Origin of the sequence: Microbacterium sp. B19 (genome assembly GCF_000333395.1) — a bacterium.
In the GTDB taxonomy this organism is placed as follows: domain Bacteria; phylum Actinomycetota; class Actinomycetes; order Actinomycetales; family Microbacteriaceae; genus Microbacterium.
This window is the reverse complement of sequence record NZ_BADA01000209.1, coordinates 1-15,348: the sequence shown is the minus strand read 5'-3', so window position 1 is coordinate 15,348 and position 15,348 is coordinate 1. Positions and strand designations below refer to the sequence as shown.

The 15,348-nt window shown below is 68.0% G+C and carries 15 protein-coding genes and 1 pseudogene; 6 read left to right on the top strand and 10 right to left on the bottom strand.

Annotated elements, in window-relative coordinates:
• Positions 1-80: 80 nt before the first annotated feature.
• Complete coding sequence (trpD, locus tag I5G_RS07730; RefSeq protein WP_022878543.1) at positions 81-1,142, bottom strand: anthranilate phosphoribosyltransferase; 1,062 nt, start codon at positions 1,140-1,142, stop codon at positions 81-83.
• Between the two features lie 268 nt (positions 1,143-1,410).
• On the opposite strand from trpD, the pseudogene I5G_RS21290 reads away from it, so the two are divergent.
• From I5G_RS21290 to I5G_RS07705, 5 genes and pseudogenes are all read left to right on the top strand, one after another.
• A pseudogene (locus tag I5G_RS21290) lies at positions 1,411-1,945 on the top strand (heme-copper oxidase subunit III).
• Positions 1,946-1,961: 16 nt separating this feature from the next.
• Positions 1,962-2,771 (top strand): c-type cytochrome, encoded by an 810-nt coding sequence (locus I5G_RS07720; RefSeq protein ID WP_022878542.1) that lies wholly within the window; start codon positions 1,962-1,964, stop codon positions 2,769-2,771.
• Between the two features lie 38 nt (positions 2,772-2,809).
• Positions 2,810-3,868, top strand: a complete 1,059-nt coding sequence (locus tag I5G_RS07715; RefSeq protein ID WP_022878541.1) for a ubiquinol-cytochrome c reductase iron-sulfur subunit — start codon at positions 2,810-2,812, stop codon at positions 3,866-3,868.
• Positions 3,865-5,823, top strand: coding sequence for a cytochrome bc complex cytochrome b subunit (locus I5G_RS26420; RefSeq protein ID WP_022878540.1), 1,959 nt, complete (start codon positions 3,865-3,867; stop codon positions 5,821-5,823). Before I5G_RS07715 ends, I5G_RS26420 begins: the two co-directional genes overlap by 4 nt.
• Positions 5,824-5,970: 147 nt before the next feature.
• Positions 5,971-6,390 carry a rhodanese-like domain-containing protein gene (locus I5G_RS07705; protein ID WP_022878539.1) on the top strand — a complete coding sequence of 140 codons (420 nt, stop codon included), beginning with the start codon at positions 5,971-5,973 and terminating at the stop codon, positions 6,388-6,390.
• Between the two features lie 371 nt (positions 6,391-6,761).
• Here the strand turns inward: I5G_RS07705 and I5G_RS07700 are convergent, their stop codons facing one another.
• From I5G_RS07700 to I5G_RS07670, 7 genes are all read right to left on the bottom strand, one after another.
• Positions 6,762-7,127 (bottom strand): bleomycin resistance protein, encoded by a 366-nt coding sequence (locus tag I5G_RS07700; protein WP_022878538.1) that lies wholly within the window; start codon positions 7,125-7,127, stop codon positions 6,762-6,764.
• Positions 7,128-7,238: 111 nt separating this feature from the next.
• Entirely contained in the window at positions 7,239-8,027 is a 789-nt protein-coding gene (locus I5G_RS07695; RefSeq protein ID WP_022878537.1) for a PP2C family serine/threonine-protein phosphatase, read from the bottom strand.
• 4 nt (positions 8,028-8,031) lie between these two features.
• Entirely contained in the window at positions 8,032-8,448 is a 417-nt protein-coding gene (locus I5G_RS07690) for a cytochrome c oxidase subunit 4 (RefSeq protein WP_022878536.1), read from the bottom strand.
• Positions 8,449-8,451: 3 nt separating this feature from the next.
• Positions 8,452-10,215, bottom strand: coding sequence for a cytochrome c oxidase subunit I (ctaD, locus tag I5G_RS07685; protein ID WP_026095750.1), 1,764 nt, complete (start codon positions 10,213-10,215; stop codon positions 8,452-8,454).
• Between the two features lie 2 nt (positions 10,216-10,217).
• A complete protein-coding gene (coxB, locus tag I5G_RS07680; RefSeq protein WP_022878534.1) occupies positions 10,218-11,099 on the bottom strand; it encodes a cytochrome c oxidase subunit II in 882 nt (293 codons plus the stop codon).
• A 168-nt stretch (positions 11,100-11,267) separates the two neighbouring features.
• Positions 11,268-11,633 (bottom strand): iron-sulfur cluster insertion protein ErpA, encoded by a 366-nt coding sequence (erpA, locus tag I5G_RS07675; RefSeq protein WP_022878533.1) that lies wholly within the window; start codon positions 11,631-11,633, stop codon positions 11,268-11,270.
• Positions 11,634-11,705: 72 nt separating this feature from the next.
• Positions 11,706-13,100, bottom strand: a complete 1,395-nt coding sequence (locus I5G_RS07670; protein ID WP_022878532.1) for a dipeptidase — start codon at positions 13,098-13,100, stop codon at positions 11,706-11,708.
• Between the two features lie 46 nt (positions 13,101-13,146).
• Here I5G_RS07670 and I5G_RS07665 point away from each other — a divergent pair, with 46 nt between their 5' ends.
• The gene (locus tag I5G_RS07665) at positions 13,147-13,719 is read left to right on the top strand and encodes a DUF3043 domain-containing protein (protein ID WP_022878531.1); all 573 of its coding nucleotides are present in this window, start codon (positions 13,147-13,149) and stop codon (positions 13,717-13,719) included.
• Positions 13,720-13,812: 93 nt separating this feature from the next.
• On the opposite strand, the gene I5G_RS07660 is transcribed toward I5G_RS07665, so the two are convergent.
• Together I5G_RS07660 and nrdR are read right to left on the bottom strand one after the other, a co-directional pair.
• Positions 13,813-14,838 carry a quinone-dependent dihydroorotate dehydrogenase gene (locus tag I5G_RS07660; protein ID WP_022878530.1) on the bottom strand — a complete coding sequence of 342 codons (1,026 nt, stop codon included), beginning with the start codon at positions 14,836-14,838 and terminating at the stop codon, positions 13,813-13,815.
• Positions 14,839-14,848: 10 nt separating this feature from the next.
• Positions 14,849-15,340, bottom strand: coding sequence for a transcriptional regulator NrdR (nrdR, locus tag I5G_RS07655; RefSeq protein WP_022878529.1), 492 nt, complete (start codon positions 15,338-15,340; stop codon positions 14,849-14,851).
• Positions 15,341-15,348: the final 8 nt, after the last annotated feature.

Sequence of the window (15,348 nt, the reverse complement as noted above, 5' to 3'; positions counted from 1 at the left end):
CGCCTTCGACTTGTAGCGCGACGACCTCTCCCGCTCGAGCAGGTACGCGATCTCGGTGAGCGCGTCGAGCGGGTGCACGCTCAGCCCGCCAGGTCCTGCGTCGCCGCGACCCAGTCGTCGAGCTTGGCGAGCGCGCGGCCGTCGTCCACGCCGCCCGCCGCGTCGGACATCGCCTCCGCGAGACGCTCCAGGATCGGACGCTGCACCTCACCGGCATCCTGGAACAGCCGGTACGAGACGATCCCGGCCGCCGCATTCAGCAGCACGATGTCGCGCACGGGACCGGTCTCCCCGGCGAGCGTGCGCCGCACGACGGCGGCGTTGTGATCGGGCGTTCCGCCGAGCAGGTCGTCGATCTCGACGAGCGGGATGCCGAGATCCCGGGGGTCCAGATTGTGCTCGTGCACGTCTCCGCGACTGATCTCCCACACGCGGCTGTGCCCGGTGGTGGTCAGCTCGTCGAGGCCGTCGTCCCCGCGGAACACGAGGGCGGTCGCACCGCGGGTGCGGAACACGCCCGTGATGAGCGGCACCCGGTCGAGATGGGCGACGCCGACCGCGTTGGCTTCGGCGCGCGCCGGGTTGCAGAGGGGACCGAGGAAGTTGAACACCGTCGGCACACCCAACTCGGCCCGCGTCGCCGCGGCGTGGCGGAACCCCGGGTGAAAAGCCGCGGCGAACGCGAACGTGATCCCCGTGCGATCCAGCGTCTCCGCGACCGCTCGCGGGTCGAGCGTCAGCGCGATCCCCAGCGACGACAGCACGTCGGAGGATCCGGATGCCGAACTCGCGGCGCGGTTGCCGTGCTTGACGACCGGGACTCCGGATGCCGCAGCCACCACGGCCGCCATCGTCGAGACGTTCACCGTCCCGTAGCGGTCCCCGCCGGTGCCGACGATGTCGAGCACCTCCGCGCGAACGGGCAACGGGACCGCGGCCTCGAGGATCGCGTCGCGGAAGCCGATGATCTCCTCGACGGTCTCGCCCTTGGCGCGGAGCGCGATGAGGAATCCCGCGAGCTGCGAGGGCGTCGCCTCGCCCGCCATGACGCGGCGCATGGCCCACGTCGACTCCGACACGCTGAGGTCTTGGCCCTGCAGCAGCGAGGTGAGCAGATCGGGCCAGGTGAAGCGTTCCGCCATGCCACGATCCTTCCACATCCGGCGTGTCGCGCCGTGTCATCCGCGGCCCCGCCGGAACCCGTTCCGCACCGGGGATTCCTTGTGGATTCTTAGGCTTCCCTAAGTCTCGATGATGGAATATCTCAGGCGCGCGGTGGGAATATCGCTGCGCCGGATCGCGCATAATGGGAGGGTGACGACACCAGCGACGTATTCCCAGGCCGTGCGCGCCGTGAAGCGACCCGATCCGGTTGCGGTCGGCACCATCGTGTGGCTGGGCAGCGAGGTCATGTTCTTCGCGGGCCTCTTCGCGATCTACTTCACTCTGCGGAGCACCTCCGCGCCCCTGTGGGCCGAAGAGACGCAGCTGCTCAACGTCCCGTTCGCGTTCGTGAACACCATCATCCTGGTGCTCTCGTCGGTCACGTGCCAGATGGGCGTCTTCGCCGCCGAGCGGTACCAGCCCTACACGGTCAAGTCGAGCAGCTTCTTCAAGCGCTGGGGCATGGTGCCGTGGTTCTACCTCACCTTCATCCTCGGCGCGATCTTCGTGTCGGGTCAGGTGTGGGAGTACGCGACCCTCGTGACCGAGGGTCTGCCCATCAGCGCCAACCCCTACGCATCGGCGTTCTACCTGACCACGGGCTTCCACGCCCTGCACGTGACGGGCGGCTCATCGCCTTCCTNCTCGTCATCGGTCGCGCCTACGCCGTGAGAACTTCGGACGCAAAGAGATGACGACCGCGATCGTCGTGTCGTACTACTGGCACTTCGTCGACGTCGTCTGGATCGCGCTGTTCGCCGTCATCTACTTCCTGAAGTAAGAGAGCTGTACCCCACATGGCACGAGAGAAGAAGCCGCGTCGCTCCAACGGACGCCGTAGCCCCCTGGCCGCCGCCGCGCTGATCGGCATCGGCCTGCTGCTCACGGGCGGCATCTACGCCGGTGCGTCGGCCGCCATGGCCGCCACCGACACCCCCACGAGCGCCTCGAACTCGGCCAGTACGGTCGACGAGGGCAAGAAGCTCTTCCAGGCGAACTGCGCCACCTGCCACGGCCTCGACCTCCAGGGCAGCCAGCAGGGCCCGTCCCTGTTCGGTGTCGGCGAGCTCGCCGTGCACTTCCAGGTGTCGACCGGACGCATGCCCCTGCAGGCGCAGGGCCCGCAGGCTCCGCAGAAGCCGGTGCAGTTCACCGACGAGCAGATCAACGCGATCGCCGCCTACGTCCAGTCCGCGGCTCCCGGCCCGACCTACCCGTCGGACGAGATTGTCGACGGTCAGGGCGACGTGTCGCACGGTGCCGAGCTGTTCCGCATCAACTGCGCCATGTGCCACAACGTGGCCGGTGCCGGTGGCGCACTCACCGAGGGCAAGTGGGCCCCCGACCTGCACTCGGTCACCCCGGTCAACATGTACGCGGCGATGGTCACGGGCCCGCAGAACATGCCGGTCTTCAACGACCTCAACCTCACGCCCGAAGACAAGCGCGACGTCATCTCGTACCTGATGTTCCTTCAGAAGTCCGAGTCCCCCGGCGGCTACGCTCTCGGATCGCTCGGTCCGGTTTCGGAGGGTCTGTTCATCTGGATCTTCGGCATCGGAGCGCTCATCGCGCTCACCGTGTGGATCACGGCGAAGTCCAACTGATCGTCGTCATCGACATTACGTAACGTACGAGGAGCACCATGGCACACGAGGAAGACGCACTCGAGCACGAGAGGGCTTCATGGAAGCCCGGCTCCGGGCTCGCCGTCGCGGTTCCCGACCCCGTGCAGAACCCCGGCCTCCCGGGGCACCGCCAGCGGATGACCGACCAGGACCCGCAGGCGATGAAGCGTGCGGTGCGCACGGTCTACACGCTGTTCTACTTCTCGGTCGCCGCGAGCATCTGGGCGAGCGTCGCCTACATGATCTTCCCGATCGAGTCGGGCGCGCTGATCGACATCCGCTACAACAACCTCTTCATCGGTCTGGGCATCGCGTTCGCGCTGCTCGCTATCGGTATCGGTGCGATCCACTGGTCCAAGGCCGTCATGGCCGACAAGGAGCACATCGAGGACCGTCACGCCACGCGTGGCCGCGACACCACCCGTGAGGGTGCGGTCAACGTCTTCGTCGAGGCCGACAAGGACTCCGGCTTCGGGCGTCGCGAGATCATCCGTAACTCGATGTTCGCCGCACTGCTGGCCTCGGTCATCCCCGGCATCACGCTCTTCCGTGGTCTCGCTCCTCAGGATGCCGACCCGGTGAAGCTCCTCAGCCACACCATGTGGAAGGGCGGCATGCGCCTCGCGCACGACCCGTCGGGCCGTCCGATCCGCGCCGCCGACGTGACGCTCGGTTCCGCCTTCCACGTCATCCCCGAAGAACTCGCCGGCGTCGGTCACGACGAGGGCTACCTCGAGGAGAAGGCCAAGGCGATCGTGCTGCTCATGCGTCTGCAGCCCGACCAGCTGAACCCCGAGACCAACCGCATGGACTGGACGTACGACGGCATCGTCGCGTACTCCAAGGTGTGCACGCACGTCGGTTGCCCCGTGGCCCTGTACGAGCAGCAGACCCACCACCTCCTGTGCCCCTGCCACCAGTCGCAGTTCGACGTCGCCAACGGCGCGGCCGTCATCTTCGGCCCGGCCGCCCGTCCCCTGCCGCAGCTCCCCATCACGGTCGACGCCGAGGGCTACCTCGTCGCGCAGAGTGACTTCGAAGAGCCCGTCGGCCCCAGCTTCTGGGAGCGCTCATGAGCACCGCCACCCACCCCACGGAGAACGTGACCACCGAGCCGGCGGTCTACTCGGGACCCCCGAAGGCCGACCTCAACGGCAAGCCGCTCGGTGGCCGGTTCGTCGGTGCTGCGGCGAACTACCTCGACGAGCGCACGAGCCTGTCGGGCATCGTCAAGGAGCTCGGCCGCAAGATCTTCCCCGACCACTGGTCGTTCATGCTCGGCGAGATCGCGCTCTGGAGCTTCGTCGTCGTGCTCCTGTCGGGCACGTTCCTGACGTTCTTCTTCCAGGCCTCGATGGTCGAGACGCACTACAACGGCGCGTACGAGCCGATGCGCGGTATCGCGATGTCGGCGGCCATGGAATCGGCCCTGCACATCTCGTTCGACCTCCGCGGTGGCCTGCTGGTCCGCCAGATCCACCACTGGGCCGCGCTGGTCTTCGTGGCCGGCATCGGCGTGCACATGCTCCGCGTATTCTTCACGGGTGCGTTCCGCAAGCCGCGCGAGCTGAACTGGGTCGTCGGCTTCATCCTCTTCATCCTCGCGATGGCCGAGGGCTTCACCGGATACTCGCTCCCCGACGACCTGCTCTCGGGTAACGGTCTCCGCATCATCGACGGCATGATCAAGGGCCTCCCGCTGATCGGCACCTGGACCTCGTTCCTCCCTCTCNGNNCGAGGAGTCCGGGNCACGCGATCGTCGGGTCGCTGACACGCTGCACATCCTGCTGCTNGCGGCGATCTCGTCGCGCTCCTGCCCGTGCACTCATGCTGATAATCATCACAGCACACGCAGTCGCCGGCCCGGGCACCGCGATCGTCGGTCGCCTGTACACGCTGCACATCCTGCTGCTGCCGGCGATCCTCGTCGCGCTCCTGGCCGTGCACCTCATGCTGATGATCATCAACAAGCACACGCAGTTCGCCGGCCCCGCCCGGACGAACAGCAACGTCGTGGGCTACCCGATGCTCCCGGTCTACGCATCCAAGATGGGAGGGTTCTTCTTCATCACGTTCGGTGTGATCGTGCTGATCGCCGCGCTCGTGACGATCAACCCGATCTGGAACTACGGTCCGTACGACCCGTCACCGGTGTCGGCCGGTACCCAGCCCGACTGGTACATCGGCTTCGCCGACGGCATGCTGCGCCTGATCCCGCCGCACCTCGAGTTCGTGCTCTGGGGCCACACCTGGTCGTGGAACATCATCATCCCCGTCGGTGTGCTCGGCCTGTTCATCGTCATCGTCCTGATCTACCCGTTCATCGAGGCGTGGATCACCGGTGACAAGCGTGAGCACCACATCGCTCAGCGTCCCCGCAACGCCGCCACCCGCACCGCGATCGGTGCCGCGGGTGTCACGTTCTACGCGGTGATGTGGGCGGCGGCGTCGTCGGACATCGTGGCCACGCACTTCAAGCTCACGATGGAGGGTGTCATCCACACGCTCCAGGTCCTCCTGATCGTGGGGCCGATCATCGCCTACTTCGTCACGAAGCGCATCTGCATCGCGCTCCAGAAGAAGGATCGTGAGATCGCTCTGCACGGGTACGAGTCCGGCCGCATCGTCCGCCTCCCCGGTGGCGAGTACATCGAGGTGCACCAGCCCGTCGACGAGTACGAGCGCTGGAAGCTGGTCGACAACGAGACGTACGAGCCGCTCGTCGTGCGACCGAACGCCAAGGGTCAGATCTCGGCGCTCCAGAACTTCCGCGCTTCCGTGTCGCGCTGGTTCTTCGAGGACCGTCTCACCCCGCTCACCCAGGCGGAGCTGGATGCCGCTGTGGCGCACCAGCACCACGAGCTCGACCACATCGACCACGAAGAGGCCGACGAGATCGCCGGCGCCGACGCTCGGGCCGACGCCGAGGGGCGTCCGCACAACGCCGTCGGTGAGCGCGTCGAGGTCGAGTTCCCGACCCCCAAGGGTCTGCGCGACGAGAGCCACTCCGAGGGCGACAAGAGCGAGTAACGTTCGCCTCGACAAGAGCCCCGGTGCCCCACGGCACCGGGGCTCTTTCGTGCGCGCGCCCTGCTGATCGCCGACCTGGCAGGATGCCGCGGGTTCGTGGCATCCCTCCCTCTCCCCCGGGCACGTCCGAGGGCCTACCGTGAACGCATGACCGACGCGCAGACCTACTTCGCCACCCGGCTCGCCTACGAGACCGACCCGTCCGACGTGTATGCCGCGCAGCGCGCCGGCGACGAGTTCGTGCTCGTCGACGTCCGTGGCGACGACGCGTGGGGCCAGGGCCGCATCACGGGCGCCCTCCACATGCCGTACCGGCAGATCGCCGACCGCGCCCCTCGCGAGCTCGACCGCGACGTGCCGGTCGTCGTCTACTGCTGGAGCCCCGGCTGCAACGCGGGCCAGAAGGGCGCGCTCGAATTCGCTCGGCTGGGCTACCAGGTGCGAGAGATGATCGGCGGGTACGAGTACTGGGTGCGCGAGGGCCAGCCGTACGAGAACGACGAAGGACCGCTCGAGCGGGTGTTCGACCCGACGGTCATGGTCGTTCGCAGCCACGCGGGAGTGTGAGGGCGGGCGCCGTACGAGGCAGGCGCTCGGTCGCGGCCTTCCGCGCGCCCTTCGGGCCCGCCTGAGCCGACGGTCCCCATACAGCCCCATCGCGCGCTACAGCGCAGCTGGGGCGCGTCTGACGAAGAGATCTGCGGTGCCCGGAGAGGCTGTGATCGTGCCGCGGTTTCAGATGCTCGCGGATGCGTAGTGGTCGTTGCTCGAGGAGATGCTCCCGCGAGATCAACGCCGCCATCCCCCGAGCCGGACGACCAGAAGGGCACCGCGAGGGTCGTGGGTCACCCGGCGGCACCACCCCGTACGACACCAGACGGTCGCCTACCGCGCCGCCGTAATCTTCATGTCTGGACACGGCTGCTGGCGGAACCGGGCTATGCGGCGTTCTCGATCAGGTTGAGCTGCGTCCCGTCAGGGTCGACGAGGAACCCGACACGTTGCCCCCAGGGCTGCAACTCCACAGGGTGCAGCCGCGGACGACCGGCAGTCATCTCGGCGACGCCTGTCTCTTTGATCTGCCGATATAGTTCATCGAGGTCATCCACTCGGACGCTGCACATGAAGGAGCTCTCGTCGGGCAACAGGCCAGGGAACAGGAAGAACTCCAACCGAAGCTCGCCACGGCGGAGAATCAGCCAACCCTCATCGCAGTACTCCCGCTCGAAACCGAACTCCCCATAGAACGCGACCGTGCCATCGAAGTCGCGAGACGGCAGATTCGGCACCGCGTGATCGGTCATGCCCGAAGCCTAAGGGGCACGCCGCAATTCTCAGACACGCTCTAGGCGCGGATGGGGCCAGAGGGCGCGGGTAGCGCGTGACGCCGCGGTCATCCCGATGGATGCCGCCCGTCAGGCGGTCTCGACGTCCTCGGTGAACCAGCGGGCTGCGGAGCCGAAGAACACCGGGTCCGTCTCGGGAGCGTCATCGTCGACGACGTCGCAGACGACGACCGTCACGTTGTCGCGCGTGCCGGCCTCGAGCGCCAGCGCAACCGCCGACGCGGCCGCGGCCTGCGGGCTCTCCGCCTCGGCGATGAGGCGTGCGACGTCGGCTTCGGGAACGTAGTCGGTCAGGCCGTCACTGCACAGGACCCAACGGTCGCCGACCCGCAAAGGGTGCGCGGCGACGGAGACGACATCGCCCTCCGAGCCACCGAGCGACGCGGTGATGATGTTGCGCCGGGGGTGCGCTGCCGCAGCCTCCGGCGAGATGATGCCGTGGTCGACGAGCGCCTGAACGTAGGAGTCGTCGCGCGTCTGCCGGGAGAAGCCGCCTTCGCGAAGGAGGTAGGCGCGCGAGTCTCCCGCGTGGGCGAGCAGGAGTTCCGAACCGACGCCGAGGAAGACACCCGTGAACGTGGTGGCCATGCCCTCGAGGGCCGGGTCGCGCTCCACGTGGGCGCGGATGTCCCAGTTGGCTTCGCGGATCCGCACCAGCAGGCCGTCGGCATCGAGACCCGAGCCACGCGTGGCGACCAGTCTGTGGACCAGCGCCGCGGAGGCCAGGTCTCCCGAAGGGCCTCCCCCGACGCCGTCTGCCACCGCCGCACCCCAGGACGCCGCGAAGGCGGCATCCTGGTTGGTGGGACGGTGGGCGCCGGCGTCAGAGACGGCGGCGGTGTTCAACCGAAGGGGCACGAGATCAGCGCGCGAAGTACCCGCGGTAGTACTCGTAGACCCAGCCGGTGATGGCGATCACGAAGATTCCGAGGGCCACCGGGACGAGCCAGCTGCCGACCGCGAGGCCGATGACCGCGATCGCGGCCGAGCCGGCGAGGACGATGGGCCACCACGACCACGGGCTGAACTCGCCCATCTCGGGGTCGCCGTCGTCGATGTCCGCCGTCAGGGAGTCCTCGGGCAGTTCACCGCGCTGGGCCTTCACCACGCGTCCGATGTAGAACGCGATCATCGAGGACATGAGACCGAGGAAGACGAGGGCGATCGTTCCGACCCACTCGACGCCACCGTGCTGGATCAGGCTCCAGAACGTGTAGACGGCGGCGATGAAGAAACCGAAGGCGGCGAGCAGCCACCAGAGTCCGACATTGGTACGCATGGGTTACTTGACCTCTCCACCGGCCGCGTCGACGACGGGCGTGTCGGGAGCGTCCTTCGCCGGGCCCACGCCGACCGGAATGCCGGCCTCGGGGTGGTTCAGGTCGAACGCGGGACGCTCGCTGCGGATACGCGGGATGGACGTGAAGTTGTGACGCGGCGGCGGGCAGGAGGTCGCCCACTCGAGCGAGGCACCGTACCCCCACGGGTCGTCGACCGTCACACGCGGCGCCTTGCGGGCCGTGATCCAGACGTTGAGGAGGAACGGGATCATCGAGGCGCCGAGGATCATCGACCCGATCGTGGAGAGCTGGTTACCCCACGTGAAGCCGTCCGCGGCGGCGTAGTCGGCGTAACGGCGAACCATGCCGTCGACACCCAGCCAGTGCTGGATCAGGAACGTCATGTGGAAGCCGACGAACAGCATCCAGAAGTGCACCATGCCGAGACGCTCGTTCAGCATCTTGCCCGTCCACTTCGGCCACCAGAAGTAGAAGCCGGCGAACATCGCGAAGACGACCGTGCCGAACACCACGTAGTGGAAGTGGGCGACGACGAAGTACGAGTCCGACAGGTGGAAGTCGAGCGGCGGCGACGCGAGGATGACGCCGGTCAGACCACCGAAGACGAAGGACACCAGGAAGCCGAGCGCGAAGACCATCGGCGTCTCGAACGTCACCGAACCGCGCCAGAGCGTACCGATCCAGTTGAAGATCTTCACGCCCGTCGGCACAGCGATGAGCATCGTCATGAGCGCGAAGAACGGCAGGAGCACGCCGCCGGTGACGTACATGTGGTGGGCCCACACGGCGACCGACAGGGCCGCGATCGCGATCGTGGCGTAGACGAGCGTCTTGTACCCGAAGATCGGCTTGCGGCTGAACACCGGGAAGATCTCGGACACGATGCCGAAGAACGGCAGCGCGATGATGTACACCTCGGGGTGACCGAAGAACCAGAACAGGTGCTGCCACAGCAGCACGCCGCCGTTCTCGGGGTTGTAGATCTGAGCACCGAGCACGCGGTCCGCGGCGGCGGCGAAGATGGCCGCGGCGAGGACCGGGAAGGCGAGCAGGATCAGGATGCTCGTGATGAGCGTGTTCCACGAGAAGATCGGCATCCGCCACATCGTCATACCGGGCGCACGCATCGTGAGCACGGTGGTGATGAAGTTGACGGCACCGAGGATCGTGCCGAAACCGCTGATGCCCAGACCGAGCATCCAGAGGTTTCCGCCGACTCCCGGGGAGAAGCTCGCGTTGGCCAGCGGTTGATACGCGAACCAGCCGAACCCGGCCGCACCCTGCGGGGTGAGGAAGCCGGACACCGCGATCGTGGAGCCGAAGAGGAAGAGCCAGAACGCGAATGCGTTCAGACGCGGGAACGCCACGTCGGGTGCACCGATCTGCAGCGGCAGGAGCGCGTTGGCGAAGCCCGCGAACAGCGGCGTCGCGAACATCAGCAGCATGATCGTGCCGTGCATCGTGAAGAGCTGGTTGTACTGCTCCTTCGTCGCCACGACCTGCATGCCGGGCTCGAAGAGCTCAGCGCGGATGATGAGTGCCATCACACCGCCGAGCATGAAGAACAGCACCGACGAGATCAGGTACATGTACCCGATCGTCTTGTGGTCGGTGGAGGTGATCCACTTGACGACCAGGTTGCCCTTCTGCTCGACCCGGGTGCTGCTCAGGAGAGCGGCCTGCCGGGGCGGCAGCGTCGTGGGGCGCGAAGGACCCGTGCCCTGGAGCGGAAGCGTCGTGGCCATGATCACTTGTTCCCTTCGGCACCGGCCGTGTTGAGGTTCTGCAGGCGGGACAGGTCGCTGATGTCGCCCACGTCGCCGGCGGCGCGCAGAGAGTCGAGGTACGACTCGTACTCGGCCTCACTCACGACCTTGACGTTGAAGAGCATCGCGGAGTGGTACTCACCGCAGAGCTCGGCGCACTTGCCCTCGTACGTGCCCTCGCGAGTGGGGGTGAACGACCACTCGTTCTCGCGGCCGAGGTACATGTCCTTCTTGTAGAGGAAGTCGATGATCCAGAACGAGTGGATGACGTCGCGCGAGCGGAGGTCGATCTTCACCGTCTTGTTGACGGGGAGGTACAGCGTCGGGACGTCCTGCAGGTCGTAACCGTCGGAGGTCGCCTTGGCCTGGACGCCCATCGAGTACACGGCGTCGGAGTTGTCTTCCTTCTTGCCGTTGTACTGGAAGTCCCAGGCCCACTGCTTGCCGTAGGCCGTGATCGACACGTCGGGGTTGTCGTACTGGGTCTCGAGCGTGTTCTGGTCGCGGGCCGTGAAGGCGAAGAACCCGACCACAAGGATCAGCGGGACGACCGTGTAGAAGATCTCGACGGGCATGTTGTAGCGCAGCTGCACCGGGAGGCCCGACTGGCCCTTGCGACGGCGGTAGGCGATGACGGCCCACAGCATGAGGCCCCAGGTGATGACACCCACCGCGAGCAGCACGATCCACGAGTTGACCCACAGACCGGCCACCATGTCGGTGTGGTTCGTCGCGGGCGTTCCGTCATCCACGAACCCGGGGAGGAACCCGTGAAGCTGCGAAGTGCTGCAGCCGGCGAGGAGTGCGACGGAAGCGATCCCGACGGGGACGGCTGCCCAACGAAGGCGACGTTTGGAGGGCACAGTGCACCTTTCCGGGTCGTGGATGTTGCTCTCGACAGTCTAGAGCAACCTCTTACGGTTCTCTGGCCAATCGTCCAGTGCCGAACAATCGAAAACCCCCGGTTTCCGCGGTGTGATCCGCCAAAACCGGGGGCATCGAATTCGGCGCCGGAGCGCCGTGTCGAAGCGTCAGTGGAAGCTGTCGCCGCACGCGCAGGAGCCCTGCGCATTGGGGTTGTCGATCGTGAAGCCCTGCTCCGAGATCGTGTCCTTGAAGTCGATGCTCGCACCGTCGAGGTACGGCACGCTCATGTCGTCGACGATGACCTCGACACCGTCGAAGTCGGCGACCTTGTCGCCGTCGAGGTACCGCTCGTCGAAGTAGAGCTGGTAGATGAGGCCCGAGCAACCGCCGGGCTGGACGGCGACGCGCAGGCGCAGGTCGTCACGGCCCTCCTGGGAGAGCAGGCTCTTCACCTTGTCGGCGGCGGCGTCGGTCAGGGCGACTCCGTGCTCGCGGGTGACGGCGTTCGTCGACAGTGTGGTGTCGGTCATGGCGTGGCCCTTCGGGTCGTTCGGTCGCGGGGACGGGACGATTCTACGCCCGCCTCGCCCCCGCGGGCCCGATCAGACGGTGCGGCGATTCAGCCGCTCGAGGAGCAGCGCCTCCGAGACGAGGGCGTTGCGGAACGTCTCGAGGTGCAGCGACTCGTTGGGGCTGTGCGCGCGGGCGTGCGGGTCCTCCACACCGGTGACGAGGATCTGGGCCTCGGGGAACTCGCGGACCAGGTCGGCGATGAACGGGATCGATCCGCCGATACCGACGTCCACGGCATCCACCCCGTATCCCTCGGCGAAGGACGCGCGGGCGTCCTCGACGGCCCACCCGCCGGTGTCCACGAGGAAGGCGTCGCCGCAGTCGATGTCGCTGAACTCCAGCTGCGCACCGAAGGGAGCGTGGGCGCGGAGGTGCGCCTCGACGGCCGCGAAGGCCTCCTGGGCCGACTGTCCCGGCGCGACGCGCGCGCTGATGACCACGCGGGTCTGCGGAGCCAGGGTGTTGGACGCGGACTCGACCGGAGTGGCATCCCATCCGGTGATGGTGATCGAGGGCTTGTTCCAGATTCGGCTCAGGATGCTGTCGCGCCCGATCGGCGAGACGCCCTCGAGGAGGCCGGACTCAGCGCGGAGGGTCGCCTCGTCGTACTCGGGGGTCGCGGCGTCGCGGACCGCGAGCCCCTCGACCGCCACGGCACCGTCGTCGTCCCAGAGCGTCGCGAGGAGCTTGACGGTCGCGAGCATGGCATCCGGGACCGCGCCGCCCATCATCCCCGAGTGGGAAGCGTGCTCCAGCGTGCGGACCGTGAGCGTGAAGCGCGCGTTCCCGCGCAGCGACACCGTGAGACCGGGCGTGCGCTCGTCCCAGTTGCCCGAGTCGGCCACCACGATCACGTCGGAGCGGAGGACGTCGGCGTGGTCGACGAGGAACTGCGCGAACGAGCGCGAGCCGTACTCCTCCTCCCCCTCGATGAATACCGCGATGCCGAGGTCGAGGTCGTCGCCGAGCGCCTCCGCGAGAGCGCGGATCGCGCCGACGTGCACCATCACGCCCGCCTTGTCGTCCGCGGCACCGCGCCCGTACAGACGGCCATCGCGGACCGTGGGCTCGAACGGCGGCGAGTCCCAGAGCGCCTCGTCGCCCGGGGGCTGGACGTCGTGGTGGGCGTACAGCAGGACGGTCGGTCGGCCGTTGCGGGCCGGACGGGATGCCAGGACAGCGGGCTGTCCGAGCTCGTCGCTGTCGGCGATCGCGGAGCGCGCCACCTCGACGCGGTCGAAGACACCGGTGCCGCGCAGCAACTCGGCGACGGCGTCGGCGCTGCGCACCACCGCGGACTGGTCGAACGCCGGCCAGGCGATGGAGGGGATGCGCACGAGCGCACCGAGATCGGCGAGGGCTGCGGGGATGCCGTCGGACGCGGTGGCGCGCACGGCATCCTGCCGGGACAGGTCAGGGGTCATGCGGGTAATCTTAAGTCTCCGATCCAGTGAGCTCTCGAGGTTATCCGTGGCCAAGTCCCCCGCCCCCGTCCCGAACGACGCCCCCGTCGCGTCGGATGTCACCGCCTCGGGCAAGGGGCGTGCGACGCCGTCTCGGGCCGAGCAGGAGGCCGCCCGCAAGCGTCCCCTGGTGGCCGACACCAAGGAGGCGAAGGCCCGCGCCCGCGCCGAACTCGCCGCTCAGCGCGAGAAGGCCCGCGTCGGAATGGCCGCCGGCGACGAGCGGTATCTGCCCGTGCGCGACAAGGGTCCGCAGCGACGGTTCGCGCGCGACTTCGTCGACGCCGGCTGGCACCTCGGCGAGGGCGTCATGCCCTTCATGGTGCTCGTGATCGTGCTGACCCTCATCCCGAACGGCTTCTTCCAGTACTGGTCGTTCGTGGCGCTGTGGATCTTCATCCTCTTCGTCATCGGCGACATGATCATCACGTCGATCCGCGTGAAGCGCGCCGCCAAGGCGAAGTTCGGCGAGAGCAAGGTCGAGAAGGGTCTCGGCTGGTACGCGGCGATGCGCACCGTGCAGATGCGCTTCATGCGCCTGCCCAAGGCGCAGGTCAAGCGCGGCCAGTACCCGGCCTGACGGTTTCCTTCGACGGCGGCGTGGTCCTTCGGGACCCGCCGCCGTCGGCGTCTGTCCGCGCGTGCAGCACGGCGGGCCGTCTGCCGGCGGACGTCACCGGCGCGGAGCGAGCCCCCGGTTGATCTGACGCGCCCAGAGGGGGCCGCGGTAGAGGAACGCCGTGTAGCCCTGGACGAGCGTCGCGCCGTGCGCGAGCCGTTCGCGGACGTCGGCGGCGGTCTCCACTCCCCCGGCCGAGATCACGACGAAGTCCTCGGGGACGGCGGCGCGCACCAGGTCCAGGACATCGAGCGCGCGCTGCTTCAGCGGTGCCCCCGACAGTCCGCCGGCACCGGCGGCCTCGACCGTCGCCGCCGGGGTGCGCAGGCCCGCGCGGCCGATGGTGGTGTTGGTGGCGATGATTCCGGCCAGGCCCACGTCGACGGCGAGTCGCGCGATGTCGCCCACCTCGTCATCGGCGAGGTCGGGCGCGATCTTGACCAGCAGCGGTGTGGTGCCGGCCGCGTCGAGCACGGCCGTCAGCAGCGGACGCAGAGTCTCGACGGCCTGCAGGCCGCGCAGGCCGGGCGTGTTCGGCGACGAGACGTTGACGACGAGGTAGTCGGCCAGGGGCGCCAAGAGCCGCGCGCTGCGGACGTAGTCGGTCGTGGCATCCTCGACCGCGACAGCCCGGCTCTTCCCGATGTTCACGCCGATGACCGGACGCCGGCGGGAGCGGCGGAGCGCACGGAGCCGCCGGGCCGCGGCCTCGGCACCCTGGTTGTTGAAGCCCATGCGGTTGATCACCGCGCGGTCGGCCACGAGCCGGAAGAGGCGCGGCTTCGGGTTGCCCGGCTGCGGCAGTGCGGTGACGGTCCCCACCTCGACGTGTCCGAAGCCGAGGGCGCGGAGCCCGCGGACCATCGTCACGTTCTTGTCGAAGCCCGCCGCGACACCGAACGGCGACTCGAACTCGAGGCCCAGCGCCCGGACGCGCAGCGACGGGTCGGCCGCCGTGGCCGTGCGGACGAGGGATGCAACCGGCGCGACGCCCGCGGCGCGGATGACGAGGGCCCCCAGGTGGTGGGCGAACTCGGGGTCGAGGCGGCTCAGGACCGAGCGGAAGAGAAGGGGATACATCCCCGCCAGGCTACTGGACGTCGTCCACCGCGACGGGCGCCGCGGAGGACCGGGCGGCGTGATCCGCGCGCAGCTGGGCGATCGCGGCGTCGAAGTCGTCCAGTGATTCGAAGGCCTGATAGACGCTCGCGAAACGCAGGTACGCCACCTCGTCGAGTTCGCGTAGCGGCCCGAGGATCGACAAGCCGATCTCGTTCGCCTCGATCTGCGAGGATCCGGTCTGACGGATCGCCTCCTCGACCTGTTGCGCGAGCATGGCGAGATCGGCATCCGTCACCGGTCGACCCTGGCAGGCCTTCCGCACGCCCGACATGACCTTCTCGCGGCTGAACGGTTCGACGACGCCGGAGCGCTTGATCACGTTGAGGCTCGCGGTCTCGACGGTCGAGAAGCGGCCGCCGCACTTCGGACACTGGCGACGTCGACGGATGCTGAGGCCGTCGTCGCTCGTCCGCGAGTCGATGACGCGGGAGTCGGGGGTGCGGCAGAACGGGCAGTGCATGGGAAACC